Origin of the sequence: Sphaerisporangium rhizosphaerae (assembly GCF_042665155.1) — a bacterium.
Lineage (GTDB): Bacteria > Actinomycetota > Actinomycetes > Streptosporangiales > Streptosporangiaceae > Sphaerisporangium > Sphaerisporangium rhizosphaerae.
The window spans coordinates 71,346-96,720 of record NZ_JBHTCG010000033.1 but is presented as its reverse complement, the minus strand read 5'-3'; the positions used below and the strand labels follow the sequence as shown (position 1 = coordinate 96,720).

The window sequence follows — 25,375 nt, the reverse complement described above, 5'->3', positions numbered from 1 at the left end:
CCAGTACCTGGAGACGGCACATCTCCAGTCACCGCAGTGTCCATCTCAACAAGCGGCAACAAGCGCGGCGGCGCGCGCCTTGCCTGACGTCCCCCCGGTCAGGAAAGGGTTTCCCATGTCACCACGTTCTCGAACGTGGGCCAGGCCGTTCACCGCGGTCCTGCCAGCAGATCACCTTCGCCTTCTACGGGCGACGGCGGCGACGATGGCCCTCGCCCTCGTCCTTCCCATCCTCACCTTCCTGGTGTCCTCGCCGAGCGCCGCGAACGCCGAGAGCACGGCGAGCGCCGCGGCCCCCGACTTCAAGGTCCTGGTCTTCTCCAAGACCACCGGCTTCCGGCACGACGCGATCCCCGAGGGCATCGCGGCCGTCCAGAAGCTCGGCCAGGAGAACAACTTCGCGGTCGACACGACCGAGGACAGCACCAAGTTCACCGACGAGAACCTGGCGCAGTACCAGGCCGTCATCTTCATGTCCACGACCGGCGACCCGCTGGGCACGCAGGACCAGAAGGACGCCTTCCAGCGCTACATCGAGGCCGGCGGCGGTTACGCCGGTGTCCACGCCGCCTCCGACAGCGGCTACAACTGGGCGTGGTACGGCAAGCTGGTCGGCGCGTACTTCAAGCAGCACCCGGCCATCCAGCAGGCCACCGTCAAGGTCGAGGACCCGGCGCACCCCTCCACCCAGGGGCTGCCGACGTCGTGGACCCGCACCGACGAGTGGTACGACTACCAGTCCAACCCCCGCGGCACCGTGCACGTGCTGGCGTCGATGGACGAGAAGTCCTACACCGGCGCCACCATGGGCATCGACCACCCGACGGTGTGGTGCCAGGACTACGACGGCGGCCGCTCCTGGTACACCGGCCTCGGCCACACCAAGGAGAGCTACGCCGAGCCGAACTTCCTGAAGATGCTGCTCGGCGGCATCGAGACCGCCGCGGGCGCCGTGAAGGCCGACTGCTCGGCCTCGCAGAGCGACAGCTTCGACAAGGTCAGCCTCGACGAGAACACCTCCAACCCGATGATGCTGGACGTGGCCAAGGACGGCCGGGTCTTCTACATCGACCGGCTGGGCGACGTCAAGATCATCAAGACCAGCGGCGGCTCCGTCACGGCCGGTCACCTGAACGTCTTCACCGCCAACGAGAGCGGTCTGCTCGGACTGGCGCTGGACCCGGCGTTCGACACCAACCACTGGCTGTACCTGTACCACTCGCCGGCGGGTGAGAACGTCGACCGGCTCAGCCGGTTCACGGTCACCGGGGACACCCTGGACATGTCCAGCGAGAAGAAGATCATGGACGTGCCGGTGCAGCGCGCCGAGTGCTGCCACCACGGCGGCGGCATGGTGATCGACGCCAAGACCGGCGACCTGTGGCTCGCCACCGGTGACAACACCAACCCGTTCGCCTCGGACGGCTACGCGCCGCTCGACGAGCAGGCGGGCCGGTCCTCCTGGGACTCCCAGCGCAGCGCCGGCAACACCAACAGCCTGAGCGGCAAGCTGCTGCGCATCCACCCCGAGGCCAACGGCACCTACACCGTCCCCTCCGGCAACCTGTTCGCCGCCGGGACGGCGAAGACCAAGCCCGAGATCTACGGCATGGGCTTCCGCAACCCGTTCCGCATGGGCCTCGACCCGAAGACGGGCCGTCCCATGGTCGCCGAGTACGGCCCCGACGCGAACTCCGCGAACGCCAACCGCGGTCCGGAGAACACCGTCGAGTGGAACCTGATCGCCAAGCCGGGCAACTACGGCTGGCCGTACTGCAACGGCAACAACAAGCCGTTCGTCGACTACAACTTCGCGACCAAGACCTCCGGAGCGCCGTTCAACTGCGACGCGCCGGTCAACGACTCGCCCAACAACGACGGCCTGACCAACCTGCCGCCGGTGATCCCGGCGACGGTCTGGTACCACTACAACACCGACGCGCAGAACTTCCCCGAGCTGCACGGCGGAGCGCCGATGGGCGGACCGGTCTACCGGTACAACCCCGACCTGCAGTCGGCCACCAAGTGGCCGGCGTACTGGGACGGCAAGGCGATCTTCGGTGAGTGGAACAACAACCAGATGTTCTCGTTCCAGCTCGACGAGGACGGCGCCAAGCTCGTCAAGATCAACCAGATCCTCAAGACCCTGAGCTTCAAGAAGCCCATGGACATGAAGTTCGGCCCCGACGGTGCGCTGTACCTCATCGAGTGGGGATCGGGCTTCGGCGGCGACAACGCCGACTCGGGGGTCTACCGCGTCGACTACACCAAGGGCGTGCGCCCGCCGGTCGCCCGCGTCTCGGCCGACAAGACCGACGGCCCGGCGCCGCTGACCGTGCAGTTCTCCAGCGAGGGCTCACGGGACCCGGACGGCAAGACCATCACCTACGCGTGGGACTTCGACGCCGACGGCACGACCGACTCGACCGACCCCAACCCGTCGTACACCTACACCAAGGCGGGCAACTACAGCGCGGTCCTGACGATCACCAACCCCGAGGGCGTCACCGCCAATGCCAGCGTGCCGATCGTCGCGGGCAACACCCGCCCGACCGTCACCCTGCTCCCGCCGCCGGACGGAGGCTTCTTCGAGTTCGGTGACCAGGTGAAGTACAAGGTCGCCGTCACCGACCCCGAGGACGGGGACATCGACTGTGACAAGGTCCAGGTCCAGGCGTTCCTCGGTCACGACAGCCACTCCCACCCCCTCGACCAGCACACCGGTTGCGAGGGTGTGCTGCAGACGCTCACCGACAACGGTCACGGAATCGACGACAACCTCTTCTACGTGATCGAGGCCACCTACGCCGACAAGGGCGGCGCCGGCGGCGCGGCCAAGTCCCTCACCGGACGCGGCCAGGTCATCCTGCAGCCCAAGCGCAAGCAGGCCGAGCACTTCACCCAGACCGGCCGCGCCGCGGGCGGCACGGGCACCGACGCCCCGGGCGTCCAGGTGGAGGACACCACCGACCCGCAGGGCGGCACCAAGAACATCGGCAACATCCAGGACGGCGACTGGTGGTCCTACTCCCCGGTGTACCTGGGGAACATCAGCGCGGTCCGGCTGCGCGTCTCGTCGGCCACCTCCGGCGGCACCGTCCAGGTGCGGCTGGGCGACCCGGTGAACGGGCAGCTGATCGGATCGGCCGACGTGGCGGGCACCGGGGGCTGGCAGACGTTCACCGACGTCACGATCAACCTGACCGACGCCCCGGCGCAGACGGGGACGCTGTACTTCGTCGTGCGCAAGCCGGCGAGCGCCGCCAACGACGCCTTCCTGATCAACGCCAACTGGGTCGACTTCATCGGCAAGGGCGTCACCGAGAACCAGCGCCCGCTGGTCACCGCGTCGGCGAAGCCCACGACGGGAACCTCTCCGCTGAAGGTCGACTTCACCGCGACGGCGACCGACCCCGACGGCGACGAGCCGCTCACCTACAAGTGGAACTTCGGCGTGGCCGGAGCTCCGGAGCCGACGACCGCCGCGGCGAGCTACACCTACAACGCGCCGGGCACCTACACCGCGACGGTGTCGGTGACCGACGCCAAGGGTGCGGTGGCCACCGCCAAGGTCACGGTCAAGGTGGACGCGCCGGCCACGCAGTGCTTCACCGGCCGTTCCGACGACTTCCTGGGGACCACGCTCGACCGTGACCGCTGGTCGGTCATCCGGGAGAACCAGGACCTCAAGGTCGTGGACGGCAAGCTCATCATCCCGACGTCCACCACCGACATCTACAGCGCGGGCGGCAACACGACCAACATCGTCGTGCAGCCGGCGCCGTCGGGGGCCTGGACGGCCACCACCAAGCTGACGATGAACGCCCGCGACCAGTACCAGCAGGCGGGCCTGATCATCTACGGCGACGACGACAACTACGCCAAGATGGTGCTGCAGGCGCGGGGCAACAACTCCCACGCCAACCGCGTCTTCCAGTTCATCCGGGAGGAGAAGGGCACTCCCAACGAGGTCACGGCGAGCAACTCCGCCCAGCTCGGGGACACCTACCCCGACACGGTGTACGTGCGGTTCGTCAGCGACGGCACCAACATCACCGCTCACTACTCCTCCGACGGCGTCACCTTCACCGCCATGTCGCAGACCAAGCCGCTCGCCGGGATGACCAACCCGAAGATCGGTTTCCTCTCGCTGGCCGGCGCCAACCACCCCGTGGTCGACGCTGCGTTCGACTGGTTCCAGATCACGCCGGACGACAAGGCCACCAGGCCGGGCACGGACGACGAGTTCGACGGGACCTCCCTCGACGGCTGCCGCTGGGACGCCTCGGTGCGCCCCGACCCCACCGCCTCGCGGGTGACGGGCGGCAACCTGGAGATCGACACCCAGACGGGCGACATCTACGGGACCGGCAACAGCTCGCCGAAGAACTTCATCCTGCAGCCGGCGCCGGAAGGCGACTGGACGCTGGAGACCAAGCTCGACGGCTCTGCGATCAGCGAGCAGTACCACCAGGGTGGTCTGATCGTCTACACCGGTGACGACGACTACGTGAAGCTGGACCTGGTCGCCGACAGCACCCCCGGCTCGACGGTCGCCCGTCGTCTGGAGTTGCGCAGCGAGGTCGGCGGCGCCGTGCAGGACCCGCAGCCGCAGGTGGGCAACGTCACCGGCGGCGTGTGGTGGCTGCGCCTGGTGAAGAAGGGTGACGCCTTCAGCGGGTTCTACTCCGCCGACGGCACCACCTGGACCGAGATCGCCGCGAACACCCCGGTGCGCAACAGCGTGGTGGCCAACGGCGGCAAGATCGGCCTGTTCGCCTTCGGCGCGAGCCAGACCAAGTCCGCGACCGTCAAGTTCGACTACTTCCACCTGTCCAAGGTGGTCGAGCAGTCCGACAAGACGGCCCCGGTGACGAGCGCCACGACCGACCCGGCGCAGCCGGACAGCGGCTGGTTCACCGCGCCGGCGCAGGTCACGCTGACCGCCGCCGACGAGGAGAAGGGCAGCGGGGTCGACCGCACGGAGTACCAGCTGGACGGCGGCGCCTGGACCGCCTACACCGAGGCGATCGTCGTCTCCGGTGACGGCGCGCACACCCTCGCCTACCGCTCCGCCGACAAGGCGGGCAACGTCGAGGACGCCAAGACCCTCGAGGTCAAGGTGGACACCACGGCTCCGACGACCACCGCGGCGTCCGCTCCGGCGAACGACGACGGCTGGCACAACGGCGCCGTGCCGGTGACCCTCACCGCGGCGGACCAGGCGTCCGGCGTGGCCTCCATCGAGTACTCGCTGGACGGGGGCGCCTGGACGCCGTACACCGCGGTCGTCGACATCACGGGCGAGGGACAGCACCAGCTGCAGTACCGCTCGACCGACAAGGCCGGCAACGTCGAGGACGTCAAGGCCGTGACGGTCAAGATCGACACCAAGGCCCCGACCGTCATGGTCACCGGGGTCGCCAACGGCGCCCAGTACGGCGACAGCCAGGACCTGAAGGTCGCCTGGCAGGCCATCGACAACGGGTCCGGCCTCAAGTCGGTCACCGGCACGCTGGACGGCCAGACGATCACCTCCGGGACCGTCGTCGCGCTGTACCCGCTGTCGCTGGCCGAGCACACGCTCACCGTCACCGCCGTCAACAAGGCGGGCAACACCACGGCACAGACGGTGAAGTTCACCATCGCCACCTCTACCGCCGAGATCGGCCGGTTGATCGACCGCTTCGAGAAGGAGAAGAAGCTCGACCGCAAGGCCGCCGAGAAGCTGCAGAAGGCGATCGCCGAGGTCCGCAAGGCCGAGGACGACAACGGCCACGGCCACGGTCACGGCGACAAGGGCAAGGGCAAGGACCAGAACAACGACAAGAAGATCGTCAAGGCTCTGGAGGACTTCAAGAAGGTCGTCAACGACAAGAAGGTCGTCAAGGACGCGCAGGTCCGCACCACGCTCGTGCGTGACGCGGACACGCTGATCGTCCGGTACGGCGGCACGCCGAAGAACTGATCACCAGCGGGGCCCCGGCCCCCAGGGGCGCCGGGCCACCGGAAGGAGACCCGGCGCCCCGCTGAACCCAGGGGTGCCCCGTGACACGCGTCACGGGGCACCCGCCCCACTGTCCCCCCGAAAGCGCCCTGAGGAGGTGGCGGTCATCGGCCAGAACAGGAAAGCGACGCCGGTCCGGAACTCGTCAGCGTCCCAGAACCCCCCGGCCGGCGGTTCACCCGTCCGCACTCCGTCCCGGACCAAGAACGCACCTCGCACCGAGAACGCGTCTCGAACCGGAAACACGTCTCGAACCGAGAACGCGCCCCGGACCGCAAGCACACCCCGGACCGGCAACGCGCCCCGAGCCGGAAGCGCGTCCCGGACCTGGAACGCGCCCCGGCCCGGAAGCGCACCTCGGGCCTGGAACGCACCCCGGACCTGGAACGCGTCCCGGGTCTGGACGCTCGTGGCCGCGTTCGCGCTCGGAGCGCTCCTGTCCGGCGGCCTGGTCTTCGCGGTGACCGGGCCGGACTCCACCGAGCGGACGGCCGACCGGCTCCGGACCGAGGCCGCCCTCCGCGACAAGACACAGATCAAGGACCTCACCGCGCTGGCGCGCACCACCCGCGACCGGCTCGCTCCCGTGCTGGAGGGACTGGCCCTGGCCATGCCCGACGGCGACGCCGCCGCCGGCCCCGCCGCGGTGACCTCCGCGGACGTCGGCGAGTGGCGCGAGGCGGTCACCGCGGCCGTCGCGAGCTTCGCCGACCCGCCCTCGGGCGAGACCGCGACCAACGTGGCCAGGTCGAGTCTCGCCTCCGCCGTCCGGCAGCTCGCCACCACCGTCGACGCCTACGCCGCGACGCGCGACCTGCGCGGACCGTCCGCCGCGAGCGCGCTGGAACGGGCCGCGCGGCAACGCTCCGACGCGCTGTTCACCTGGTCGGTCGGAGCCACCGCACTGGACGCCGTGAACGTCGAGGCCGGCTACGGACACCAGCACGTCTTCCTGCAGGCACCACCCGGCGACGGGGCGCTCACCCCCGACACCGAACCCGAGGGGCACCACCCGTGAACATGACACTCAGATACGCCATGACCGTCCTGCTGTCCGGACTCGCGCTGCTGCTCGGTGCACCGGCGGCCTCCGCCCACGGCGGGCCGATCAAGCTGGAGGTGATCGGGGACGGCGCCCACAACATCAACGTCCTGGTGACCTACAAGGAGGACGACCACCCCGTCACGGAGACCGTCACCGCGACACTGCTCGCCACCTCCACCGACGGCCGCTCCTTCGGTCCGATCCCCCTCAGATCCTCATCCGAGGGCCAGAACCTCTACCACGCCGCCGAGCCGCTGCCGAGCGGCGAGTGGAAGGTCACGGTGACCGCCACCGACCCCGGCAAGGCACACAAGACGGTCAAGGTGACCGCCCAGGACCCCGCCGCCCCCGCCGCACAGGAAGCCGCCTCCCCCGCACCGCTGAACAACGCGGCGCCGAAGGCCCCCGCCCTGGACAACGCCGCGGCGGCCGCCTCCGAGCCCGGCGACGACAGCCCGCTCGGCACCCTGCTCATCATCGGCGCCCTCACCCTCGCCGCCGCCACCGCCGCCGTCCTCTGGCTCCGCCGCCCCCGCTCCCACCCCTGACCCCCGCCACGGCCGAGTCCGGCGAGCCCCACGGGCCCGGCGCCACGGCCCCGGCACCCACTCCTGGACGGGTGCCGGGGAGACCCCGGCGGGCGCACATCAAGGTGCTTCGCGATCGTTTCCACGCCTCGCAAAGCCCAGCCGGACGATCTGGTCGTATCCAGATGATCCAGATCCGGCCGATGGTCGCCGGACGAAAACGGCACACCGCCACGTGCGGCACCGGCGCGGGGAGCTGATCAGACCATGGCTCGGAAACGATCAGTTCCAGCACGTAGACTCGGGGCCATGACGGCTGCTGCTCCTGAAGAGTACGAGGACATGCATCGGCTGGTAGACCGGCTCACCGGAGACCAACTCCGGGAGATCCGCGCGCACACCCTGCGACTTGTTCATTCCTCTGAGCACACCGAGAGCGACTCCTGGCCCCCGGCCTTCTTCGGTTCCATCCGTGCCGGCCGATCAGACGTGGCCGCCCGTACCGAGGACATCCTTGCCGAGGGCTTCGGACACGACGAGTGATCGTCGTCGACACCGGCCCGCTCGTGGCCACCACCATCTCCGACGATGCCCATCACCAGCGCTGCGTCCGCGAATTTCAACGTCTCCACAATGCACGCCGGGAGCTTCTCATCCCAAGCTTCGTCGCGGCCGAAGTGTGCTACATGATCTCCAGGTTCGGCGGCGCCGCGCCGGAGGCGCTTTTCTCCGTGCTCTCGAAGCGGACGTATTCACACTCGTCGAGCTGACAAAGCCTGACCTGTCCAGAGTCGCCGCGCTGATCGAACGCTATGCGGACTTTCCCCTCGGCGCCGTGGACGCCTCAGTCGTCGCGGTGGCCGAGCGACTGAAGGTCGCCGAGGTGTTCACGCTCGACGTACGCCACTTCGCCGCGGTCCGCCCCGTACACGTACCCGCCTTCACCCTGCTTCCCGGGTAGCACTTCTCTCGGCTGGGCGCCCGATCAACCTCCTGCGCCCGTGCGGTCCGCGAACCCACCCCGCCGGACGCGAGCCGACGGGGATCAGAGTCACTACCTCATGCTGTCGATGAAGGCACGCCAATCGTCCTTTGAAACGAACAACTTTGGCCCCTCCGAGTCTTTTGAGTCCCGAAGAGCGACCGAGGCACCCAGATACGCGATTTCCAGGCAGTTGCCGTTCTGCTGGCTGTAGGTGCTCTTGCGCCATGCCACGTCGGACAAGTCCCGCTCAGACATTGCGAGCCTCCTTGTGCTGGTCACTCCAGCTCATGCATCGCTGTATTGAGCATATCTCGCGTGTCTTTCACATTGAGGGCCTCGGCCATCAGGTGATGGAACGCGGTGGCGTAGTGACCGACCTCTGCCGACTCATCTACATAGAGATTTCCAGCGATCGTCTCCATGTAGACGACGTCGAGATCGGACGGCTCGGAGAAGCCCAGCAGGACGAAGGGGCCGATCATGCCAGGGTGTGCACCCCGCTGGAACGGAACCACTTGAACGGTCGTCTTGGCCTGCTCCGAGGCGTCGAGCAGGTAGCGGATCTGGGTTCGCAGGACGTGGGCTCCGCCGACGGGACGGCGCAACACGGCCTCGTCCAGGATCACCCACAACTGCGGGCGGTCACTCGCCTCCAAGACCTTCTGCCGGGTCATCCGGACCTCGACCCGGCGTTCGATCTCCTCGGGATCGAGTTCCTGTGGTCCGCTGCCGACCAGTGCGCGGGTGTAGTCCTCCGTCTGCAGGAGGCCGGGGACGGCGGCGAGTTCGAAGTTGCGAATGGACGCGGCCTCGGACTCGAGGCCGATGTACACCTGGTACTGGCTGGGGAGGATGTCCCGGTAGGAGTACCACCAGCCGTGCTTGCGAGCTTCCCGAGCGAGCTGGATGAGCCCCTCGCGCTCCTTCGGATCGGTGACGCCGTAGAGGTCGAGCATGCCGCGCACGTCGTTGGGGTGCGGGCTGTTGCGTCCGGTCTCGATGCGGAAGACCTTGGTCGGGTGCCAGTCGAGTTGCTTGGCGACCTCGCTCTGGATGAGCTGGGCGGCCTCTCGTAGCCGCTTGAGCTCAGTGATCAGCTGACGACCTCGGACGCTCGGGCTGTGACCGGCGGGCATCGTCGCCTCCCTCTCCTCGATCGAATGCAGAGAACCCGCATGCAGGTCTGCATCGGCGTGGTATCCATTAACCGTTACCGTCCGAAGCGTAGCCACTACAGGCAGCTATCGCAGCGAGATGGCGTAAGCGGTCATCGTCACCGGCCGGAATGAAGCGGGGCCGGCCACGGCTGGACGAGCCCTTCCACACTGGACGTCTGGAGGTCCGAGCCCGTGAGTGGCCTTAACCGCCCGCATTGGGGTGATCCGGATCCGGCCGATGGCGGCCGCATGGAGACCGCACGCCGCCGTGGGCGGCACCGGCGCGGAGAACCGATCACACCATTCGTCCCCGGCGATTGGGATCCCGCGGCCAAGGCCGCCGCCCAGCAGCTCGACCAGCTCGAACCCTCCTGGACGATTTGGTACGGCGCGGGCACCAGACGCTTCTACGCCGCCGCCTGGACGACCCCCGAGCCCTTGGCCGTACGCGCCCGCACCACGCAAGAGCTGCGCGAACTCATGCGTGAGGCCGAATCTGCCATGTCGGCCACACCCTCCCCTTCCCCGTCTCTATTCGGCCACCCCATACCGGGACGGCGCCGACCCACCGCCCCTCCACCACGTCAAGGAGCACAGATGGCTGAAACGCCGCCAGGCCTGCGTACCGTCTGCTGGGACGTCCCCCACGACCCGGCCGTGCTGAGCAAGGTTCGCGGCATGGTGCACGAGGCGCTCACCACCTGGAACCTCACCGGCATCGCCGAGGACGTCGTGCTCGCCGTCGGCGAGCTTCTCGGCAATGCCGTCACTCATGGCGCGCCGCCGATCAGGCTCTCGTTGTGGGTGGGGACCGGCGAGTTCTGCGTCCGGGTCACCGACCACGGCCCTGGCCGGCCCCGCCGGTTGGACCTCGCCGCCGATGCCGTACACGGCCGGGGACTCGCGATCGTGGCCGCGCTGGCCGATGACTACGGCGTCACGCCGACCCCCGACGGGACCGGCAAGACGGCATGGGCCCGCTGGCGCTTCCCCTCCCAGACCGCCACACTCACCGCCACCATCGCACTCCCGCCACCGCCCCAAGCGGAAGGCACGCCCGAGCGTGCTCCCGGGCGTCACTGACCGGTGGCAGGCCAGAATTGCAGGAGAAAGGACTCCGCCTCGTAGTCCTCGGCGTCCAGCTCGTATTCCGCGATCTCGCCATCGGTCAGGCGCCGCACACGGACATGGGCTCTGACGTACCAGACTTGACCGCCTGCGCCCAGGTCGATCGTTACGGGCGATGTCCCGCCTTCGATGTCGGTCAGGTTGATCCGGCCCGAGGTCAGCAGAACCTGATCGCTCACGTACGTGTCCCACGCTTCTGCCGACGACGATGGTGGTCTGCCGTTCCACGTCTCGAATGCGAAGCCGGCGGTGTGCAGTCCGAGCGGGTCCTCACTCGCGGCGGTTCTGATGACCATGACATTGGGTGTGGTCTCGAACCAGTCGCCGCCGAGCTCCCACGGCTGTTCGCTGTCATCGGTGAGGCCATCCTGGTCGGCCAGAATGAAGTGGCCGTACAGAGGCTTGAACAAGTCGGTCGCCGACGACATCAACACAGCCACGGACACGTCCTTCCCGCTGTTCCAGGGCATTCGAGCCCGGCGCGGTCGAGAACAATACCTGCCGGATCGTTCATTCGGCTGTCGGATCCTTGGTGGCCCGGCGCTGGAGATGTGAGAGTTGACTCTCAGGATATGTGAGAGGAGACTCTCACGTATGGAGTATGGGAATCGTCTGGGCGATATCGAGATCACTGATCCGCAGGCGATGCGGGCGTTGGCGCATCCGGTGCGGCTGGCGATCCTTGAGCGGCTGCAGCGGTACGGGGCGGCGACGGCGACGGAGCTGTCGCCGTACGTGGGAGCGACCCCGTCGGTGACGAGCTGGCATCTGCGGCACCTGGCCGGCTTCGGGCTGGTCCGCGATGCCGAGCCCGGCCCTGATCGCCGGCAGCGGCGATGGGAGGCGGTGGCGCGCGGCTTCCGGTTCGAAATGCCGGAGGATCCGGATGACCAGGAAGGCAGGGCGGCCGCGCGGGTGCTGTCCCGGGAGATGTTCCTGCGCTCGGCGGACCTGGCGAGCCGATGGGTGGCCGAGGTCGAGCCCGAGCTGGAACCGGAGTGGCTGAGGCACGCGGGTCTGGCCAACACCCGCCTCGTCGTCTCCCCTGACGAACTCGCCGCCATCGAGGACGCGATCGAGCGTGTTCTCGCGCCCTACGTGACGCGTGAGCAGGCCGCGCGTCCGGCCGACGGCCGTGGCGTCCGGCTGCTGCGCTACGTCCTGCCGGAGTGTGGCGAGGAGCAGACCAGCGGGCCGTCATGAGCGCCGTGGACCAGGCCGTAGCCGTATCGCTGTGGCGTGATCGGCGGTTCCGCCGTTTCTGGGCCGGCCAGTCGGTCTCGCAGTTCGGCGACCGGATCACCGAGCTGGCCCTGCCGCTCATCGCCGTGGGGGCGCTGCACGCTTCGGCCGATCAGGTGGCGTGGCTGACAGCGCTCATCTGGACCCCCAACCTGCTCGCGATCGTCCTCGGCGCCTGGGTCGACCACCGCGCCGACAAGCGGCGCCTGATGGTTCTCGCCGACCTGGTGCGCGCGGCCGTGCTGCTCTCCCTCCCGGCCGCCTACCTCATGGGAGCGGTGACACTGGTCCAGTTGTACGCCGTGGCCCTGCTGACGGGCGCGGCCGGAGTGCTGTTCAACACCGCCTACCCTCCCTTCTTCGCCCACCTGGTGGCCAGGTCCTCCTACGTCGACGCGAACAGCAAGCTCAGCGCCAGCCGGTCCGCGTCGTACGTCGCCGGACCGGCGATCGGCGGCGCTCTGGTCCAGGCGTTGACCGCTCCCCTCGCCGTCGTCGTCGACGCGCTGACGTTCCTGGCGTCAGCGGTCCTGATCCGCCGGGTTCCGATCGGCGAACCGCCGGCCGCTCATGACCACGCGGCGCCCTCGCTGCTGCGGCGTGCCAGGGAGGGACTGGTGTTCGTCGTCCGCCACCCCGTGCTGCGGGCGAGCCTCGGGTGCGCCGCGACCGTCAACTTCTTCACCTTCGTCGCGGGCAGCGGGCTGCTCGTGCTGTACGCCAGCCGGGACCTCGGACTGACCGCCGGAGTCATCGGCATGGCGTTCGGGATCGGCGCCACCGGCTCGCTCCTCGGCGCGGTGATCGCCCCCCGGATCTCGCGCGGAATCGGCGTGGGCCGCAGCATCGTCGTCGGCGCCGTGTTGTTCCCGGCGCCGATCGCCATCGCCGCCGCCGCGGACGGCCCTCTTTGGGCCCGTGCCGGAGCCCTGGCCCTGGCCGAGTTCCTCTCCGGCGTCGGCGTCATGCTCTTCGACGTCAACCTCAACTCCCTGCAGGCGCACGTGATCCCCGACGGCATGCGCAGCCGGGTCGCCGGCGCGTTCAGCACGATCAATTACGGCTCACGTCCGGTGGGCGCCGTCCTCGGCGGCCTGCTCGCCACCCTCGTCGGCCTGCGGGGGACCCTTCTCATCGCCGCCGCCGGCGGGGCACTGTCGCTGCTCTGGCTGCTCCCCTCGCCGATCCCCCGCATCCGCTCCCTGACCCCGGACCGTCAGACGGCTCAAGCCAGCGACACCGACGCACGACCATCACCACGCTGACCTGGCCTGGAGATGGCTGACTCCAGGCCATGTCGTTGGCGTCGTTGGCTTGGAGAAGCTGGACACGATGCGGCGCGAAGGTCACCCGAAGAGTTCATGGAGAACGGCGAGGGCGCGTGGCGGAATGGTTTCGCCCGGAAAGAAATCGGCGCAGACACTAAGGGCGTCATCGACGGTGGCGACACCTGTGAGAGTGGCGAGGGAGCGGAGATCGTCAATGTCGCGGGTGCGGCCGGCCAAGGCTTTCATTGCGAAGAGGTGGTCAGGAGAGGCTGCCATGACGCGGAGCCCGGGATGATCGAAGACACGGCGTCTACCAGGGTCGTCTTTGCCGGAGACGTAGACGGTGGCTTGTTCGTTGAGCCACCAGCGGGGCAGGCCGAGCTGGTCGGCGACGGTCTGCGCTTCTTCGAGGACGATTCCGTGGGGGACGAACATCGCGTCGACGTCGCGGGTGACGCGTTATGCGTCGTAGGCCAACGCCATCGCGGCACCTCCGACGACGAAGAGGTCGGCGGTGACTCCGCGTCGGAGCAGAGGTTCGCCAAGGGCGGTGAAAGCACGTTCGAGCCCGGCGCGGTCGAGAAGGATGCCTGCGGGGTCGTTCATGCGGCTGTCAGGTCCTTGGCAGAGAGGTAGACGCCGTGTTTGCGGAAGGCCGCCGGGGCGTGGGCGAGAGCGTCGGCTCTTTGGACCGCGAGTTCGGCGGGAAACCAGGCTCGGCGAAGGATCCGCGGTTCGGCCCATTCGGGCGGTGCGAGGTCGTGTTGTGCGGCGAGGTGCTCAGCCAGTGCCGCGAGCAGCACGTCCCAGCGTTCGTCACCGGTCGGCGCGGGCTCGTCGGCAAGAAGCGCCGGCTGTGAAGGTGCAGGCTCCCAGCGGTATTCCTCAAGGAACTCCCAGACGAGTTTCCAGCGGATCTTGTCGCTCGCGGCGGCGCTGAGGTGCCTGGCCAAGCCACCGAGAGTGATCGGCTGGTACGTGTTCGCCATGTTCCCATCGTATCCGGCGGTATCGCCCTGGAGATCGGGACGTCATCGCAGCAATGCGCGACAAGCATGGCGAACTTATACTTCGTAACTTGCGAACTCGGTCGTCACGCCGCTAACGGCGGGGTCGCGGACTCCGTTACCGACGAAACACTGCTTTTCGCGGTCGGGAGGTCGGGAGAACGCCCGGGGACCCGGTGGCCCGTGCGGACGAGCCACCCGGGGGGCGGGTCAGGGCCAGGTGGTGTCGGCGTGTTCGGGGGGTGGTTTGGGGCAGGCGACGCCCAGGCGGTCCAGGAGGGTGAGGAACGTCGAGGCGTACGGCGAGGTGGAGGCGGCGACGGCGACCCGGTCCCAGTCGACCTGCTCCCTGAGCGCGCGCACCTGCGGCAGGATCGACCCGTAGTCGCAGCTGTGCTCCGACATGGGCAGGATCCACGAGATCACCAGGTCGGTGGCGTCCAGCACCGGCAGGTTCAGCGCCGCGACGTTGATCATGTTCGACCGGGCGATCATCTCGGCGGTGATCGGGCGCTCCTCGATGCGGAAGATGAGGTCGACGAGCCGGTCGCCCTCGTCGAACGCCTTGACCAGCCAGTCCTCCGGGGGCTTCGCGGTGCGGAAGCCGACCCCTCTGAGCATCTCCAGCGCGCGCGGCACGTCCTCCTCGACCAGGACGAAGTCGACGTCGTGCAGCGACGGCGCCGCTCCGCGCGCGTACGCCGCGCAGCCTCCGGCGAGGGCGAACCGCACCCCCTCGGCTTTGAGAACCGACCCGGCGCGCTTCAACGTGTCGATGATCGCGTCGGTGACCTCATGCGTGTGACTTCCCAAGGCTCACCCCCATACGAGCGATGGCTGGAGATCTTCCGTACCCGTCCTGTCGCAGGCCAAACGGAGGGCATGGTCACCGCGGCCGGGGGTAGGCGGCGAGCTATGGCGAACAATCTGACCAAGACGCTGCGTAAGGAGGAACGGGCCTACGAGAACGGCGCAGACCGGCCGCTCGGCTCCTACCTGCGCGTCCTCGGCGTATACGGCGGCGCGGTGGCGGGCCTGGTGGCCCTGGGAAGGGCGACGGGCGTACGGCCGCCTGAGCGGATCGCCGTTCTCGACCTGCTGCTGATGGGTGTGAGCACGCATCGGCTCTCCCGAACGATCACCAAGGACCCGGTCACGAGCCCGCTCCGGGCACCTTTCACACGGTACGCCGGACTCAGCGGACCCGCCGAACTGAGGGAGGAGGTCCGCGGCCACGGCGTCAGGCACGCCGTCGGCGAGCTGGTGACCTGCCCCTTCTGCATCGCGCAGTGGATCGCGACCGGCTACGCCGCGGGCATGGTCTGGGCGCCGCGCTTCACCCGCCTGGCCGGGGCGACCATGACCGCCGTCGCGATCTCCGACTGGCTCCAGCTCGGATACGCGCGGCTGATGCAGGCGGCGGAGAACCCCGGCGGGCGGGGCGGGAACGACGCGAACGGCGAGCAGAAATAAGAACTGGAATAAGAAGAAGAGGAGGAGTGATGACGGAGATCCCCTTCGGCACGTCGCTGAAGGTGTTCCAGGACAACCCGTACGGCAGATGGTTCGGCTACGCGCTGATCGCCCTGGCGGCCTCCACCCTTCTCACAGTGGTGGCGAGCGCGGCCGGCGTCATGTGGCTGACGATCATGATGGGGCTGCTGGCCTACGCCTCGCTCGGGGCCGCCCTGCTCTATGGGCGGCGGGCCGCGCGGGCGCACCGCCGCGAAGGGTACAGGGCACGCCGATGACCTTGGGTGAGGTGACCGGGCACGACCCCACCGGGGACGGCGCGCGGCAGGAGTCGGACGAGACCCACAAGGAACGGGTGGACCGCGAGCTCGGCGAGCTGCTGCAGGGGCTGCGGGTGGCGGCCACGGGCGTGCAGGTGCTGTTCGCCTTCCTGCTGACCCTTCCCTTCTCCGCGGGCTTCGGCAAGGTCGACGAGGCGGGCCGCTGGCTGTTCTACGTGGCGATGCTCAGCGCCGCGATCGCGTCGGTCTGCTTCATCGCCCCGGCGACGCAGCACCGCATCCTGTTCCGCAGCACGCTGAAGGAGATGATGCTGCACCGGGCCAACCGGCTCGGCGTGGTGGGCGGCATCGCGCTGGCCCTGTCCATGACCTGCTCGACCGGGCTGGTCGTGGAGGCGTTCCTCGGCGTGCTGCCCGCGGCGCTGCTGGCGGGCGGGGTGGCGGGGCTGAGCGCCTGGCTGTGGTTCGTGCAGCCGCTGGTGTCCCTCGCCAGAAGGCGAGGGAGCGGCACGTCCGCCGTTCGGCCGGAGACCTCGTGATCGGCGACTCGGACGTGGCCGGCGCGCCGGGCCCGGTCGGTGCACCGTGTGCGACCGGCGAAGGGCGGGGCCGGCGGAATCGGCCCGGCACCTGCGGCGGCGTCTTGACCAAGCCTTGAGAGAAGTTGATCCGCTAACACGTTAATAGGGCATTTGTCAGGGCAGTGGGATGCCCATGGGTACACTTCTCTGGCTCATCGCCGTCGTTCTGGTCATCGCCGGGATCTACGTCATCCTGGCCCGTCGCGATCTCCTCTGGGGGATCGTCCTCATCGTCGTCGGGTTGCTCGTCGGCCCGGGTGGCGTAAGCATCTTTCATCCTTAGGCACGCCCCGCACATCGCGGGGCGTGTGAGACGCGGAAACGGCGGACCGGTCATCCGGTCCGCCGTTCCCCGTTGCCCATTGCCCGTCCTCGTTCCTCGTTCCCCGTTCCCCGTTCACGTCGATCCTCGCCGTTCCCCGTCGTGCCCGCCGTCTCGGGATCTCCCCGTCCGGGCCCGCCGGGGACGGTGGGTCGCGCCGCCCCCGGGGCGCGGCGGTCAGGGCTCGGGGTCCTCGCCGCCCAGGCCGTACACCGCGTACGCCCGGCGCAGCACCGGGAGCGCCACGTTGCGGACGCGGACGCCGCCCGGGGTGAGGCCCTTCTCCACGCCGGAGTGGGCGTGCCCGTGGATGAACAGGTCGGCCCCTTCGGCGTCGACCGCCTCGGCGAGCAGGTAGCTGCCGAGGAAGGGATAGATCTCCAGCGGCTCGCCCGCGAGGGTGTCCTTGACCGGGGAGTAGTGGCTGAGCACGACCCGGTGGTCGGTCTCCAGGCTCTTGAGCGCCTTGTGCCAGAGCTCGGAGATCTCTCTGGTGTGCCGGACGAACGCCTTCATCTGCGGCTCGCCGAACTCGCTCGCGCACTTGCCGGCGAACCCTCCGCCGAAGCCCTTGCCGCCCACCACCCCGAGCCGCAGGTCGCCGCACTCGATGATCGTGGACTCGTCCTGGAGGACCTGGATGCCGGCGTCGCGCAACAACGCCACGATCTCGTCCTCGGCGTCGGACTGGTAGTCATGGTTGCCCAGGACGGTGACGACCGGAATCGGCAGGTCGCGGAACTCCTCGGCCACGACCCTGCCCTCCTCCGGCGTGCCGTGCCGGGTCAGGTCACCCGCGATCATCAGGACGTCGGCGTGTTCCTCGATGCCGTCGAGCCTTCTTCGGTAGTGCCCGCGCAGGTCCTCGCCGAGGTGGACGTCCCCGACGGCCGCGACTCTGATCTTCACAGGGTCTCCTCCTCTCCCGGCCCTCTGATCTCGACCACCGTGACCTCGTTGTGGACCGTCAGGCCCGGCGCGGTGTCTCCTGCCACCGCGGCCACGAGCCGGCGTCGTTCGTCGCACTCCACCTGGCCGCGCAGGAAGAGCTGGTCGCCTCTGATGAGCACACGGATCCCCAGCTCGTAGGTGCGCTCATCCTCCGCCAGCGCCCGTTGCACACGGGCGGCCAGGTAGTGCGGAGCGTCGTAGTGCGGAGCGTCGTGATGCGGGACGACGTGATGCGGGGCCTCGTAGGACATCGTCTACCCCCCTTGGATCGGCCAATCAGGATTCGCATGCCCGCCGTTCAGGCCGCGAAACCGGGGAGGTTTGGTCCTCTGCTTTCAGGATAGAAGGGTGCCCTAACAGCAAGTGCGGGAGAACTCAAGCCTCCGGACGCCAAGCCCGCCTTCCGGACAACGGAACATCACAACGGAACATCGCCGACGCGGAACGCACGAAGCCTCGGTCGGCGATCGATCGTGACAACCGTGCACCCTGCCCCCGTGCACCTCAGTGATCGGGCGCCGCTCCGGCGGCGCCGCGGACGTTCCTGTTCGCCCTTGCCGGACGGCGCTCGCCGAGCGAGGTCACCGATGCGGATCCGCCCATCCCCGGTCGCCCGGGCATTCTCGACCCGGCGATCTCGCCGTGGCGCGTCCGCCGGACTTGGAGGAGACACGGTGAAGATCGCCATGGTGTCCGAACACGCCAACCCTCTGGCCTCGGCCGGCGGCGCCGACTCGGGGGGACAGAACGTCCACGTCGCGGCGCTCGCCCGCGGCCTGGCCGCGCAGGGTCACGAGGTGACGGTGTACACCCGCAGGGAAAGCGCGCACGTCCCCGAGCAGGTCGAGCTGGCCGAGGGGGTGAGCGTCGTCCACGTGCCCGCCGGGCCGCCCCGGTGCGTCTCCAAGGACGACATCCTGCCCTGCATCCCCGATTTCGGGCACTGGCTGCGGCAGCGCTGGACGTTCCAGCCTCCGGACGTGGTGCACGCGCACTACTGGATGAGCGGCCTGGCGGCCCTGGCCGCGACCCGCGGCCTCGGCGTCCCCGTCGTCCAGACCTTCCACGCACTCGGTGTCGTCAAGCAGCGGCACCAGGGGGCCGAGGACACCAGCCCGCGCGAGCGCCCGCAGGCCGAGGGCCTGGTCGCCCGCCGGGTGGACCGGATCATCGCCACCTGCCGCGACGAAGTGCAGGAGCTGACGCGCATGAACGCGCCGCCGCCGTCGATCCGGACGGTGCCCTGCGGCGTCGACACCGCGGTCTTCCGCCCGGACGGGCCCGTCGTGCCACGCCCCCGCCGGGCCCGGCTGCTGTCCATCGGACGGCTCGTGCCGCGCAAGGGCGTCGGCACGCTGATCGAGGCGATGCGGATGATCCCGGACGCGGAGCTGATCGTGGCCGGAGGCCCGGCCGGGCACCGGCTGGACGACGACCCCGAGGTGCATCGCCTTCGCCGCGCCGCGTCCGAGGCGGGGGTGGCCGGGCGGGTCCGGTTCGTGGGCGGCGTCTCCCACGACGAGGTCCCCGCGCTCATGCGCTCGGCCGACGTGGCCGTCTGCGTGCCGTGGTACGAGCCGTTCGGCATGGTCGCCCTGGAGGCCATGGCGTGCGGGGTGCCCGTGGTCGCCTCCGCGGTCGGCGGGCAGCGGGAGACGGTGGCCCACGGCCGGACCGGCCTGCTGGTGCCGCCGCGCGACCCGCGAACGCTGGCCGTGGCCGTCAACACCCTGCTGGCCGAGCCGCGGCTGCGGGCGGCGTACGGCAGGGCGAGCGCCGAGCGGGCCCGCGCGCTCTACGGCTGGGAGCGGGTCTGCGCGCGGACGCGTTCGGTCTACGAGGAGGTCGTCGCGGGCGGGGTGGGCGCGTCCGGCGAGAGGAAGGCGTCATGACCTCTTCTCCGGTGATCCCCGGGGTGCCGGGACCATGAGCATCGCCCTGGTGTTGCGCGCGCTCGGCGTCGGCGGGCTGCTGACCGCCGTGCCGGCCCTGCGCGCGCTGCGCCAGGGAGGGTTGAACGTGGTGCTCGCCGCGCCCGGCGAGCTGCGCGACCTGGCCGTGCTGACCGGCGCCGTCGAGGGGTTCGTCCCCGTGCGCGGGCTGGAGGGGCTGACGTGGAGCGCCCGCCGGCCCGACGTCGCGGTCAACATGCACGGGCCCGGGCCGCGCAGCACCCGGCTGCTGATGGACGTGCGGCCCCGGCGGCTGTGGGGGTTCGCCGACCCCGCCTTCCCGCGGCTGAAGGGCCCCGACTGGGAGGACGGCGAGCACGAGGTCGAGCGGTGGTGCAGGCTCGTGCGCTGGTACGGCTCGCGCGTGGACCCCGGTGACCTGGCGCTTCCCGTGCCGCTGGTGGCCAATCCGGCGCCGGGTTCGGTCGTGGTCCACCCGGGGGCGCGGGACGTGGCGCGGCGCTGGCCGCCGGAGCGGTTCGCGGAGGTCGCGAGGGCCCTGACCGCCGAGGGGATGCGGGTCGTGGTCACCGGCACGCGGCGGGAGCGCCCGCTGGCCTTGCTGGTGGCGGCGCAGGCGGGACTGGCCCCGCACCGCGTGCTCGCCGGGCGCACGTCCCTGCGCGAACAATGCGCGCTGGTCGCGGGCGCGCGCCTGGTGGTGAGCACGCACACCGGGACGGCGCACCTCGCGACCGCGTACGGCGTGCCGTCGGTGACCGTCTTCGGCCCGGACTCCCCCGCCCGCTGGGGGCCGCCGGCGGACCGTCCGTTCCATCGGGCGCTCGCGGGGGGCGGCGACACCGGGGCGGTGACCGTGGAGGACGTCCTGTCGGCCGCCCGCAGAGTGCTGTCGGTCGCGTGCCACTGACCAGGGCGGGAGGTTTGGAGCGACCGCTCGACGGTAGCTGGACGGGGTCGGCACGACGGCGGTGGGAGGGGATGCGGATGCGCCGGTCGGCTCCGCCGCCACCTGGCAGGAGCGCACATGACGTCGGATTTGTCGGGTATGGGAAATGTTCACCGGAAAGGGGTGGCCACGATGAGTGAAACACCGGAACAGCGATCGGAGACGGGCAAGCCGATGGTGACCGCGACACCTCGCGATGTCATCCACATCCGCCTGGCCTCGTTCGCGATCTTCCTCGCGCTGGCCCTCGGCGCGCTCGCGCTGGTGGCCAAGGCGACCATCGTGGCCGTCGTCCTCGGCGTGATCGCCCTGATCGCCGTCGTGGACATCATCTTCGCCGTACGGCGCCAGCGCCGCCTCGGCCTCGGACCGCGCTCCACCGGATGAGAGGACCAGACGTGCTGAAGGACAAGGTCGTCGTGGTGACCGGCGCCAGCGGCGGCGTCGGCCGCGCGGTGGTGCGGATGCTCGGCGAGAAGGGCGCGAAGATCGCCCTCATCGCGCGTGGCGAGACCGGCCTCGCGAACGCCGCCGTCGAGGCCGGCGCCGAAGGCGGCACCGCCAAGGTCTACCCGGCCGACATGGCCGACCACGAGCAGGTCGAGGCCGTCGCCGACGAGATCGAGAAGGACCTCGGCCCCATCGACGTGTGGGTCAACGTGGCCTTCTCCTCGGTGTTCGCGCCGTTCACCGAGGTCGAGCCGGCCGAGTACGAGCGCACCACGGCGGTGACCTACCTCGGGTACGTGTGGGGCACCCGCGCCGCGCTGCGCCGGATGCGCCCGCGCAACCAGGGCACCATCGTCCAGGTCGGCTCCGCCCTGGCCTACCGCGGCATCCCCCTGCAGGCCGCCTACTGCGGCGCCAAGCACGCCATCAAGGGGTTCACCGAGTCGGTCCGCACCGAGCTGTTCAACGAGGGCAGCGACGTCCAGATCACCATGGTCCAGCTGCCGGCGGTGAACACGCCGCAGTTCGACTGGGTGCTCTCGCGGCTGCGCCGCCACCCGCAGCCCGTCCCGCCGATCTTCCAGCCGGAGGTCGCCGCCCAGGCCGTCGTGTTCGCGGCCGAGCACCCCGCCCGGCGCGAGTACTGGGTGGGCGGCAGCACCACGGCCACCATCATCGGCGAGCGGATCGCCCCCGGCCTGATCGACCGCTACCTCGGCAGGACGGGCGTCAAGTCGCAGCAGACCGACGACAAGCGGCCGACCGGCGTCGCCAACCTGTGGGAACCCGCCGACGACGGCCGCGACTACGGCGCCCACGGTAGCTTCGACGGGCGCTCGAAGGACCACAGCGTCCAGGTGTGGCTCTCCCAGCACCGCACCCTCGTCCTGACCGCCCTGGCCACCGCCGCCGCCGCGACCGCCGCCGGACTCGCCACCCGCCGCTGACCCGACCCTCACCCGACTCCGAAGGCCGGCCCCGAAGGGCCGGCCTTTCTCATGCGCCCTTTCCCGGCAGGTCCCACGAAGCTTTTCCCGGCATATCCCACGAAAGAGCGCCGGGCCCTGTGGGGCGCCGGCGCTTCTTTCGGTCGGAGTGGGGAACCGCTGTGCGGCCGGGGTGTCAGTCGCCGGGCCATTCGCCGGTGGCGTTCTGGACGCCTTCGGCGCTGGCGCGGTCGATCGCGGCCTTGACCAGGCCGAAGATGGCTCCCTGGATGGCCGCGGCGACCAGGACCTCGCCCCAGCCGTACTGCTTGGAGGTCGCCTGGGGAGCGTCGTCCTTGCCGGCCACCAGCTTCCAGACCTGCTTGAAGATCAAGCTGGACACGAAGCCGCCGGCCATGCCGGACAGCGCTCCCACGGACCTGTAGGCGAGCTTCTTCACGGTTACTTCTTCCTCCGCAGCATCCTCCACAGGAGCAGGGCGCCGGCCGCCACGGCAGCGGTCACCCACGGCCGGTTCTTCGCCTGGGTGACCACCTTGTCGGCGGCGTCCTTCACCTCGTCGGGCATGGTGGAGCGCGCCCTGTCGGCGAGTTCCCCGGCCTTGCCCGCCAGGTCGCTGTTCTTGGCCTTGGCGGCCAGTTCGCCGGCCTTGTCCCCCGCCATCACCGCGAACTCGCCGGCCTTGTCCCCCGCTCGGGCGGCCAGGTCGCCGGCCTTGTCCCCGGCCTTGGCCGCCAGGTCGCCGGCCCTGTCCCCCGCCTTGGCCGCCAGGTCCCCCGCCACGTCGCCGGCTTTGGAAGCCAGCACGCCGGCCTTGTCGCCGGCCTTGACCGCGAGGTCGCCCGCGTTCTTCTTCACATCGACCAGCGCGTCGTGCGCGCGGCCCGTGGTGTCCGCCATCGTGTCCTCCTTTGCCGTGGACCCCCCGCTACCCGTCGGAAGAGGGCTCTAACGTGGGATCCCCGCACCGGCAGGGGACACTGGCGCACCGGTCAGCGCGCCTTGGCGGTGGCCCGGCGGTTGGCCTTCTTGATGGCCTCTACCAGCTCCTCTTTGTCCATCTTGGAGCGGCCCGGAATGCCAAGACGTGCGGCGACCTCGGCGAGGTGCTTCTTGCTGGCGTTCGCGTCGACGCCTTCGGCGGTCTCGCCCTGCTTAGGGGTGCTCCGAGCGGCCTGCGCGTCGGAGGGACCCTTCTTGCTCTTGGGCTCCCAGTGGTCGCCGACCTTCTCGAACGAGTGCTTCAGGGCGGAGAAGGCGGTGCGGTGCGCCCGCTCCCCCTCACCGTAGGTCTCGACGGCCGAGTCGTGGGCCTTGATCCAGGTCTCCTGCGCCTTCTTCGGCGAGCGCTCGATCGTGGACGGAAGTTCCTGCTTTCCCGGCATGGCGTGTGCCTCCTTGTGACTCGACGGACCCGCTCGCTGGGACGACGGTTGACGTTCCCGGCGGCGCGGTGCTCGCGCGTGCCGGGTCGCGAACTTTGCGCAACCCGGCACACGTGTGGAGCAGGCCATGACATTTCGTGACACGTCCGTACTGGACGGCACCTGCCGCGGCCTCCGCCGCCGTCCCAGCGGCCACGTCCGAGGTCAGATCATGGGGTCGTCGTAGCGCCGCTCCTCGTACACCTGGGTGCGCGTGCTGTCGACCGGGGTCACAGGGTTGACCGGCACCGTGCTGACGGGGGTCGTCCTGGTCACGGCGGTGCGGCGCACGTTCGTCAGACGCCAGATGCCGAACAGCAGTCCGGCGATGCCTCCGAGCATCAGGATCACACCGACGACGTTGATGTCGACGCCCGCGAGGTCGAACTCGACGGCCCATGTGAGAATGGCGCCGAGCATGATCAGGAAGATGCTTCCGGCTATGGTCATGGAAAAGCCTCCTTCGCTCCTCGCCCCCCTTCTTTCCCGCACACGAATCTCAAACGTCGAACCCGCCTCAAGCTCGGAGAACTCCGCAAAAAGCCGGCGCGCACGGAGGCGCGCACGGAGGCCCGCGCGGAGGCCCGCGCGGGTGTCAGGGGCGGACGGCGCCCATCAGGCGGCCGCGCCAGTAGGAGTCCAGCGCCACCACCTTCACCACGTCACCGGTGTGCGGGGCGTGCACCATCTTGCCGTCGCCCGCGTAGATGCCCATGTGTCCCAGGCCGTTGCTGAACAGCAGGTCGCCGGCCTGCAGGTCGTTCAGCGAGACCCGGCGGCCGGCCCCCCACGCCCACTGCTGGTAGGTGGTGCGCGGCAGCCTCACCCCCGCCTTGGCCCACGACGCCTGGGCGAAACCGGAGCAGTCGTACGCGCCCGGCCCCGTCGCCCCCCAGCGATACGGCTTGCCCACCTGGGCGAAGGCGAACTGCAGCGCCACCCTGGCATTGCCCGACGCCGGGCCGTCGTAGCGGATGCCCCGGCTGTCGGGGTTGCCCGCGTTGAACTGGTTGAGCCGCCGCAGCAGCCTCTCCTGCTCGCCGACGAGCTTCTCGACCTTCTTCTTCTCCTTGCCCACCTCGGCGAGGGTCTGGGCCATGTCGTCGTAGGCGGTCTTGGCCTTGCCGCGCCTGGCCTGGAGCCCGCGCGTGGCGACGTCGAACTCCTCCAGCGTGCGCGCCTGCCCCTCCGACACCTGGTTGGCCACGGCGAGCGCGGACAGCAGCCCCGACGGGTCGTCCTGGCTGATGATGCCGGACACGCTGGTCATCTCCCCGTACTGGTACAGGTTCGAGGCCGCCGACACGACGCTCCGGCGCAGGTCCTCGACCTTGCCCCGCTCGCGGCCCAGCTCGCCGTCGAGCTGCCGGTACTTCTTCCTGGCGGCCTTGTAGCGCTCGTTGACGGTGTTGTAGCGCTCGACCATCGCGTCCGCCTGGTCCTGCAACTTCGTCAGGCGCGCCTTCGCCTGGGCGATGGTGGGGCGCGGCTCGGCGGCGGCGCTTCCCTGAGACGTGAGCAGCACGGCGGCGGCCAGCGCGGCCGCCGCCGGGACCAGCCCCTTGCGGATGCTGCGCACCGGCACGGAGACCCCTTCCCGATCGACCCGCGCCGTGCCCGGGGCCGCCACGGCACGCGGAAGCCAGGGCACGGCGATTCGCGCCAGGAGGTACGCGGGACCGGCCCCACCGGTTCACACCAATCGGGATCCGCGAGCG

30 protein-coding genes are annotated in these 25,375 nt (G+C 69.8%); 18 read left to right on the top strand and 12 right to left on the bottom strand.

Going from position 1 to position 25,375, the window contains the following annotated elements:
* Positions 1-205 precede the first annotated feature (205 nt).
* The 6 genes from ACFQSB_RS33095 (at position 206) to ACFQSB_RS33070 (ending at position 8,540) form a co-directional block, all read left to right on the top strand.
* On the top strand, positions 206-5,968 hold the full coding sequence (locus ACFQSB_RS33095) for a ThuA domain-containing protein (RefSeq protein WP_380830757.1): 5,763 nt from the start codon (positions 206-208) through the stop codon (positions 5,966-5,968).
* A gap of 448 nt (positions 5,969-6,416) precedes the next feature.
* On the top strand, positions 6,417-7,025 hold the full coding sequence (locus tag ACFQSB_RS33090) for a hypothetical protein (RefSeq protein WP_380830755.1): 609 nt from the start codon (positions 6,417-6,419) through the stop codon (positions 7,023-7,025).
* Positions 7,022-7,600, top strand: coding sequence for a hypothetical protein (locus ACFQSB_RS33085; protein ID WP_380830753.1), 579 nt, complete (start codon positions 7,022-7,024; stop codon positions 7,598-7,600). Before ACFQSB_RS33090 ends, ACFQSB_RS33085 begins: the two co-directional genes overlap by 4 nt.
* A gap of 288 nt (positions 7,601-7,888) precedes the next feature.
* On the top strand, positions 7,889-8,122 hold the full coding sequence (locus ACFQSB_RS33080; protein ID WP_380830752.1) for a hypothetical protein: 234 nt from the start codon (positions 7,889-7,891) through the stop codon (positions 8,120-8,122).
* Entirely contained in the window at positions 8,119-8,349 is a 231-nt protein-coding gene (locus ACFQSB_RS33075; RefSeq protein ID WP_380830751.1) for a hypothetical protein, read from the top strand. Before ACFQSB_RS33080 ends, ACFQSB_RS33075 begins: the two co-directional genes overlap by 4 nt.
* Before the next feature lie 65 nt (positions 8,350-8,414).
* The gene (locus ACFQSB_RS33070; protein WP_380830749.1) at positions 8,415-8,540 is read left to right on the top strand and encodes a hypothetical protein; all 126 of its coding nucleotides are present in this window, start codon (positions 8,415-8,417) and stop codon (positions 8,538-8,540) included.
* A 93-nt stretch (positions 8,541-8,633) separates the two neighbouring features.
* On the opposite strand, the gene ACFQSB_RS33065 is transcribed toward ACFQSB_RS33070, so the two are convergent.
* Both ACFQSB_RS33065 and ACFQSB_RS33060 read right to left on the bottom strand, forming a co-directional pair.
* Positions 8,634-8,819 carry a DUF397 domain-containing protein gene (locus ACFQSB_RS33065; protein WP_380830748.1) on the bottom strand — a complete coding sequence of 62 codons (186 nt, stop codon included), beginning with the start codon at positions 8,817-8,819 and terminating at the stop codon, positions 8,634-8,636.
* Between the two features lie 20 nt (positions 8,820-8,839).
* Entirely contained in the window at positions 8,840-9,700 is an 861-nt protein-coding gene (locus ACFQSB_RS33060) for a helix-turn-helix domain-containing protein (protein WP_380830747.1), read from the bottom strand.
* Positions 9,701-10,318: 618 nt separating this feature from the next.
* On the opposite strand from ACFQSB_RS33060, the gene ACFQSB_RS33055 reads away from it, so the two are divergent.
* Positions 10,319-10,804 carry an ATP-binding protein gene (locus ACFQSB_RS33055; RefSeq protein WP_380830745.1) on the top strand — a complete coding sequence of 162 codons (486 nt, stop codon included), beginning with the start codon at positions 10,319-10,321 and terminating at the stop codon, positions 10,802-10,804.
* Here the strand turns inward: ACFQSB_RS33055 and ACFQSB_RS33050 are convergent.
* On the bottom strand, positions 10,798-11,289 hold the full coding sequence (locus tag ACFQSB_RS33050; protein WP_380830744.1) for a hypothetical protein: 492 nt from the start codon (positions 11,287-11,289) through the stop codon (positions 10,798-10,800). The two genes, ACFQSB_RS33055 and ACFQSB_RS33050, sit on opposite strands and share 7 nt — an antisense overlap.
* Before the next feature lie 154 nt (positions 11,290-11,443).
* Between ACFQSB_RS33050 and ACFQSB_RS33045 the strand changes: the two genes are divergently transcribed.
* The 3 genes from ACFQSB_RS33045 to ACFQSB_RS33035 all read left to right on the top strand — a co-directional run bounded on the left by ACFQSB_RS33045 (position 11,444) and on the right by ACFQSB_RS33035 (position 13,995).
* Entirely contained in the window at positions 11,444-12,052 is a 609-nt protein-coding gene (locus ACFQSB_RS33045) for an ArsR/SmtB family transcription factor (protein WP_380830743.1), read from the top strand.
* The gene (locus tag ACFQSB_RS33040; protein WP_380830742.1) at positions 12,049-13,356 is read left to right on the top strand and encodes an MFS transporter; all 1,308 of its coding nucleotides are present in this window, start codon (positions 12,049-12,051) and stop codon (positions 13,354-13,356) included. The genes ACFQSB_RS33045 and ACFQSB_RS33040 overlap by 4 nt, the downstream gene beginning before the upstream one ends.
* A 96-nt stretch (positions 13,357-13,452) precedes the next feature.
* The gene (locus ACFQSB_RS33035) at positions 13,453-13,995 is read left to right on the top strand and encodes a hypothetical protein (protein ID WP_380830741.1); all 543 of its coding nucleotides are present in this window, start codon (positions 13,453-13,455) and stop codon (positions 13,993-13,995) included.
* On the opposite strand, the gene ACFQSB_RS33030 is transcribed toward ACFQSB_RS33035, so the two are convergent.
* Together ACFQSB_RS33030 and ACFQSB_RS33025 are read right to left on the bottom strand one after the other, a co-directional pair.
* Positions 13,962-14,348 carry a hypothetical protein gene (locus ACFQSB_RS33030; RefSeq protein WP_380830740.1) on the bottom strand — a complete coding sequence of 129 codons (387 nt, stop codon included), beginning with the start codon at positions 14,346-14,348 and terminating at the stop codon, positions 13,962-13,964. The genes ACFQSB_RS33035 and ACFQSB_RS33030 overlap by 34 nt on opposite strands.
* A 228-nt stretch (positions 14,349-14,576) precedes the next feature.
* Complete coding sequence (locus ACFQSB_RS33025) at positions 14,577-15,179, bottom strand: nucleotidyltransferase family protein (protein ID WP_380830739.1); 603 nt, start codon at positions 15,177-15,179, stop codon at positions 14,577-14,579.
* A 102-nt stretch (positions 15,180-15,281) separates the two neighbouring features.
* On the opposite strand from ACFQSB_RS33025, the gene ACFQSB_RS33020 reads away from it, so the two are divergent.
* From ACFQSB_RS33020 to ACFQSB_RS33005, 4 genes are all read left to right on the top strand, one after another.
* Positions 15,282-15,839, top strand: a complete 558-nt coding sequence (locus ACFQSB_RS33020; RefSeq protein WP_380830738.1) for a DUF1360 domain-containing protein — start codon at positions 15,282-15,284, stop codon at positions 15,837-15,839.
* A gap of 29 nt (positions 15,840-15,868) precedes the next feature.
* A complete protein-coding gene (locus ACFQSB_RS33015; RefSeq protein WP_354852040.1) occupies positions 15,869-16,117 on the top strand; it encodes a hypothetical protein in 249 nt (82 codons plus the stop codon).
* Positions 16,114-16,659 (top strand): DUF6328 family protein, encoded by a 546-nt coding sequence (locus tag ACFQSB_RS33010; protein ID WP_380830737.1) that lies wholly within the window; start codon positions 16,114-16,116, stop codon positions 16,657-16,659. Before ACFQSB_RS33015 ends, ACFQSB_RS33010 begins: the two co-directional genes overlap by 4 nt.
* A 175-nt stretch (positions 16,660-16,834) precedes the next feature.
* On the top strand, positions 16,835-16,984 hold the full coding sequence (locus ACFQSB_RS33005; RefSeq protein ID WP_189166679.1) for a GPGG-motif small membrane protein: 150 nt from the start codon (positions 16,835-16,837) through the stop codon (positions 16,982-16,984).
* 216 nt (positions 16,985-17,200) lie between these two features.
* Here ACFQSB_RS33005 and ACFQSB_RS33000 read toward each other — a convergent pair whose 3' ends face one another.
* Both ACFQSB_RS33000 and ACFQSB_RS32995 read right to left on the bottom strand, forming a co-directional pair.
* The gene (locus ACFQSB_RS33000) at positions 17,201-17,932 is read right to left on the bottom strand and encodes a metallophosphoesterase family protein (RefSeq protein ID WP_380830736.1); all 732 of its coding nucleotides are present in this window, start codon (positions 17,930-17,932) and stop codon (positions 17,201-17,203) included.
* Positions 17,929-18,225 (bottom strand): BON domain-containing protein, encoded by a 297-nt coding sequence (locus tag ACFQSB_RS32995; protein ID WP_354852034.1) that lies wholly within the window; start codon positions 18,223-18,225, stop codon positions 17,929-17,931. Before ACFQSB_RS32995 ends, ACFQSB_RS33000 begins: the two co-directional genes overlap by 4 nt.
* 423 nt (positions 18,226-18,648) lie before the next feature.
* Between ACFQSB_RS32995 and ACFQSB_RS32990 the strand changes: the two genes are divergently transcribed.
* The 4 genes from ACFQSB_RS32990 (at position 18,649) to ACFQSB_RS32975 (ending at position 22,233) form a co-directional block, all read left to right on the top strand.
* On the top strand, positions 18,649-19,866 hold the full coding sequence (locus tag ACFQSB_RS32990; protein ID WP_380830735.1) for a glycosyltransferase: 1,218 nt from the start codon (positions 18,649-18,651) through the stop codon (positions 19,864-19,866).
* Between the two features lie 34 nt (positions 19,867-19,900).
* Positions 19,901-20,797 (top strand): glycosyltransferase family 9 protein, encoded by an 897-nt coding sequence (locus tag ACFQSB_RS32985; protein ID WP_380830734.1) that lies wholly within the window; start codon positions 19,901-19,903, stop codon positions 20,795-20,797.
* A 171-nt stretch (positions 20,798-20,968) separates the two neighbouring features.
* Entirely contained in the window at positions 20,969-21,223 is a 255-nt protein-coding gene (locus ACFQSB_RS32980) for a hypothetical protein (protein ID WP_354852029.1), read from the top strand.
* Positions 21,220-22,233, top strand: a complete 1,014-nt coding sequence (locus ACFQSB_RS32975) for an SDR family oxidoreductase (RefSeq protein WP_459117357.1) — start codon at positions 21,220-21,222, stop codon at positions 22,231-22,233. The genes ACFQSB_RS32980 and ACFQSB_RS32975 overlap by 4 nt, the downstream gene beginning before the upstream one ends.
* A gap of 175 nt (positions 22,234-22,408) precedes the next feature.
* Here the strand turns inward: ACFQSB_RS32975 and ACFQSB_RS32970 are convergent, their stop codons facing one another.
* The 5 genes from ACFQSB_RS32970 to ACFQSB_RS32950 all read right to left on the bottom strand — a co-directional run bounded on the left by ACFQSB_RS32970 (position 22,409) and on the right by ACFQSB_RS32950 (position 25,242).
* Positions 22,409-22,672 (bottom strand): DUF4235 domain-containing protein, encoded by a 264-nt coding sequence (locus tag ACFQSB_RS32970; protein ID WP_354926235.1) that lies wholly within the window; start codon positions 22,670-22,672, stop codon positions 22,409-22,411.
* 2 nt (positions 22,673-22,674) lie between these two features.
* Positions 22,675-23,133, bottom strand: a complete 459-nt coding sequence (locus ACFQSB_RS32965) for a hypothetical protein (RefSeq protein ID WP_380830733.1) — start codon at positions 23,131-23,133, stop codon at positions 22,675-22,677.
* Positions 23,134-23,225: 92 nt separating this feature from the next.
* The gene (locus tag ACFQSB_RS32960) at positions 23,226-23,618 is read right to left on the bottom strand and encodes a ChaB family protein (RefSeq protein ID WP_380830732.1); all 393 of its coding nucleotides are present in this window, start codon (positions 23,616-23,618) and stop codon (positions 23,226-23,228) included.
* 204 nt (positions 23,619-23,822) lie between these two features.
* Positions 23,823-24,107, bottom strand: coding sequence for a DUF6458 family protein (locus ACFQSB_RS32955; RefSeq protein ID WP_354852021.1), 285 nt, complete (start codon positions 24,105-24,107; stop codon positions 23,823-23,825).
* A 145-nt stretch (positions 24,108-24,252) separates the two neighbouring features.
* The gene (locus tag ACFQSB_RS32950) at positions 24,253-25,242 is read right to left on the bottom strand and encodes a C40 family peptidase (RefSeq protein ID WP_354926229.1); all 990 of its coding nucleotides are present in this window, start codon (positions 25,240-25,242) and stop codon (positions 24,253-24,255) included.
* Positions 25,243-25,375 lie beyond the last annotated feature (133 nt).

Excerpts from the sequence above, each read along its gene's own strand:
- ACFQSB_RS33015 (WP_354852040.1), top strand. The coding sequence starts at position 15,869 with ATGACGGAGATCCCCTTCGGCACGTCGCTGAAGGTGTTCCAGGACAAC.
- ACFQSB_RS33080 (WP_380830752.1), top strand. The coding sequence starts at position 7,889 with ATGACGGCTGCTGCTCCTGAAGAGTACGAGGACATGCATCGGCTGGTA.
- ACFQSB_RS33020 (WP_380830738.1), top strand. The coding sequence starts at position 15,282 with ATGGCGAACAATCTGACCAAGACGCTGCGTAAGGAGGAACGGGCCTAC.
- ACFQSB_RS32980 (WP_354852029.1), top strand. The coding sequence starts at position 20,969 with ATGAGTGAAACACCGGAACAGCGATCGGAGACGGGCAAGCCGATGGTG.
- ACFQSB_RS32985 (WP_380830734.1), top strand. The coding sequence starts at position 19,901 with ATGAGCATCGCCCTGGTGTTGCGCGCGCTCGGCGTCGGCGGGCTGCTG.
- ACFQSB_RS32955 (WP_354852021.1), bottom strand. The coding sequence starts at position 24,107 with ATGACCATAGCCGGAAGCATCTTCCTGATCATGCTCGGCGCCATTCTC.
- ACFQSB_RS33010 (WP_380830737.1), top strand. The coding sequence starts at position 16,114 with ATGACCTTGGGTGAGGTGACCGGGCACGACCCCACCGGGGACGGCGCG.
- ACFQSB_RS32960 (WP_380830732.1), bottom strand. The coding sequence starts at position 23,618 with ATGCCGGGAAAGCAGGAACTTCCGTCCACGATCGAGCGCTCGCCGAAG.
- ACFQSB_RS33045 (WP_380830743.1), top strand. The coding sequence starts at position 11,444 with ATGGAGTATGGGAATCGTCTGGGCGATATCGAGATCACTGATCCGCAG.
- ACFQSB_RS33060 (WP_380830747.1), bottom strand. The coding sequence starts at position 9,700 with ATGCCCGCCGGTCACAGCCCGAGCGTCCGAGGTCGTCAGCTGATCACT.
- ACFQSB_RS33040 (WP_380830742.1), top strand. The coding sequence starts at position 12,049 with ATGAGCGCCGTGGACCAGGCCGTAGCCGTATCGCTGTGGCGTGATCGG.
- ACFQSB_RS33005 (WP_189166679.1), top strand. The coding sequence starts at position 16,835 with ATGGGTACACTTCTCTGGCTCATCGCCGTCGTTCTGGTCATCGCCGGG.
- ACFQSB_RS33065 (WP_380830748.1), bottom strand. The coding sequence starts at position 8,819 with ATGTCTGAGCGGGACTTGTCCGACGTGGCATGGCGCAAGAGCACCTAC.
- ACFQSB_RS32975 (WP_459117357.1), top strand. The coding sequence starts at position 21,220 with ATGAGAGGACCAGACGTGCTGAAGGACAAGGTCGTCGTGGTGACCGGC.
- ACFQSB_RS32965 (WP_380830733.1), bottom strand. The coding sequence starts at position 23,133 with ATGGCGGACACCACGGGCCGCGCGCACGACGCGCTGGTCGATGTGAAG.
- ACFQSB_RS33095 (WP_380830757.1), top strand. The coding sequence starts at position 206 with ATGGCCCTCGCCCTCGTCCTTCCCATCCTCACCTTCCTGGTGTCCTCG.
- ACFQSB_RS33030 (WP_380830740.1), bottom strand. The coding sequence starts at position 14,348 with ATGGCGAACACGTACCAGCCGATCACTCTCGGTGGCTTGGCCAGGCAC.
- ACFQSB_RS33055 (WP_380830745.1), top strand. The coding sequence starts at position 10,319 with ATGGCTGAAACGCCGCCAGGCCTGCGTACCGTCTGCTGGGACGTCCCC.
- ACFQSB_RS33035 (WP_380830741.1), top strand. The coding sequence starts at position 13,453 with ATGGAGAACGGCGAGGGCGCGTGGCGGAATGGTTTCGCCCGGAAAGAA.
- ACFQSB_RS32995 (WP_354852034.1), bottom strand. The coding sequence starts at position 18,225 with ATGTCCTACGAGGCCCCGCATCACGTCGTCCCGCATCACGACGCTCCG.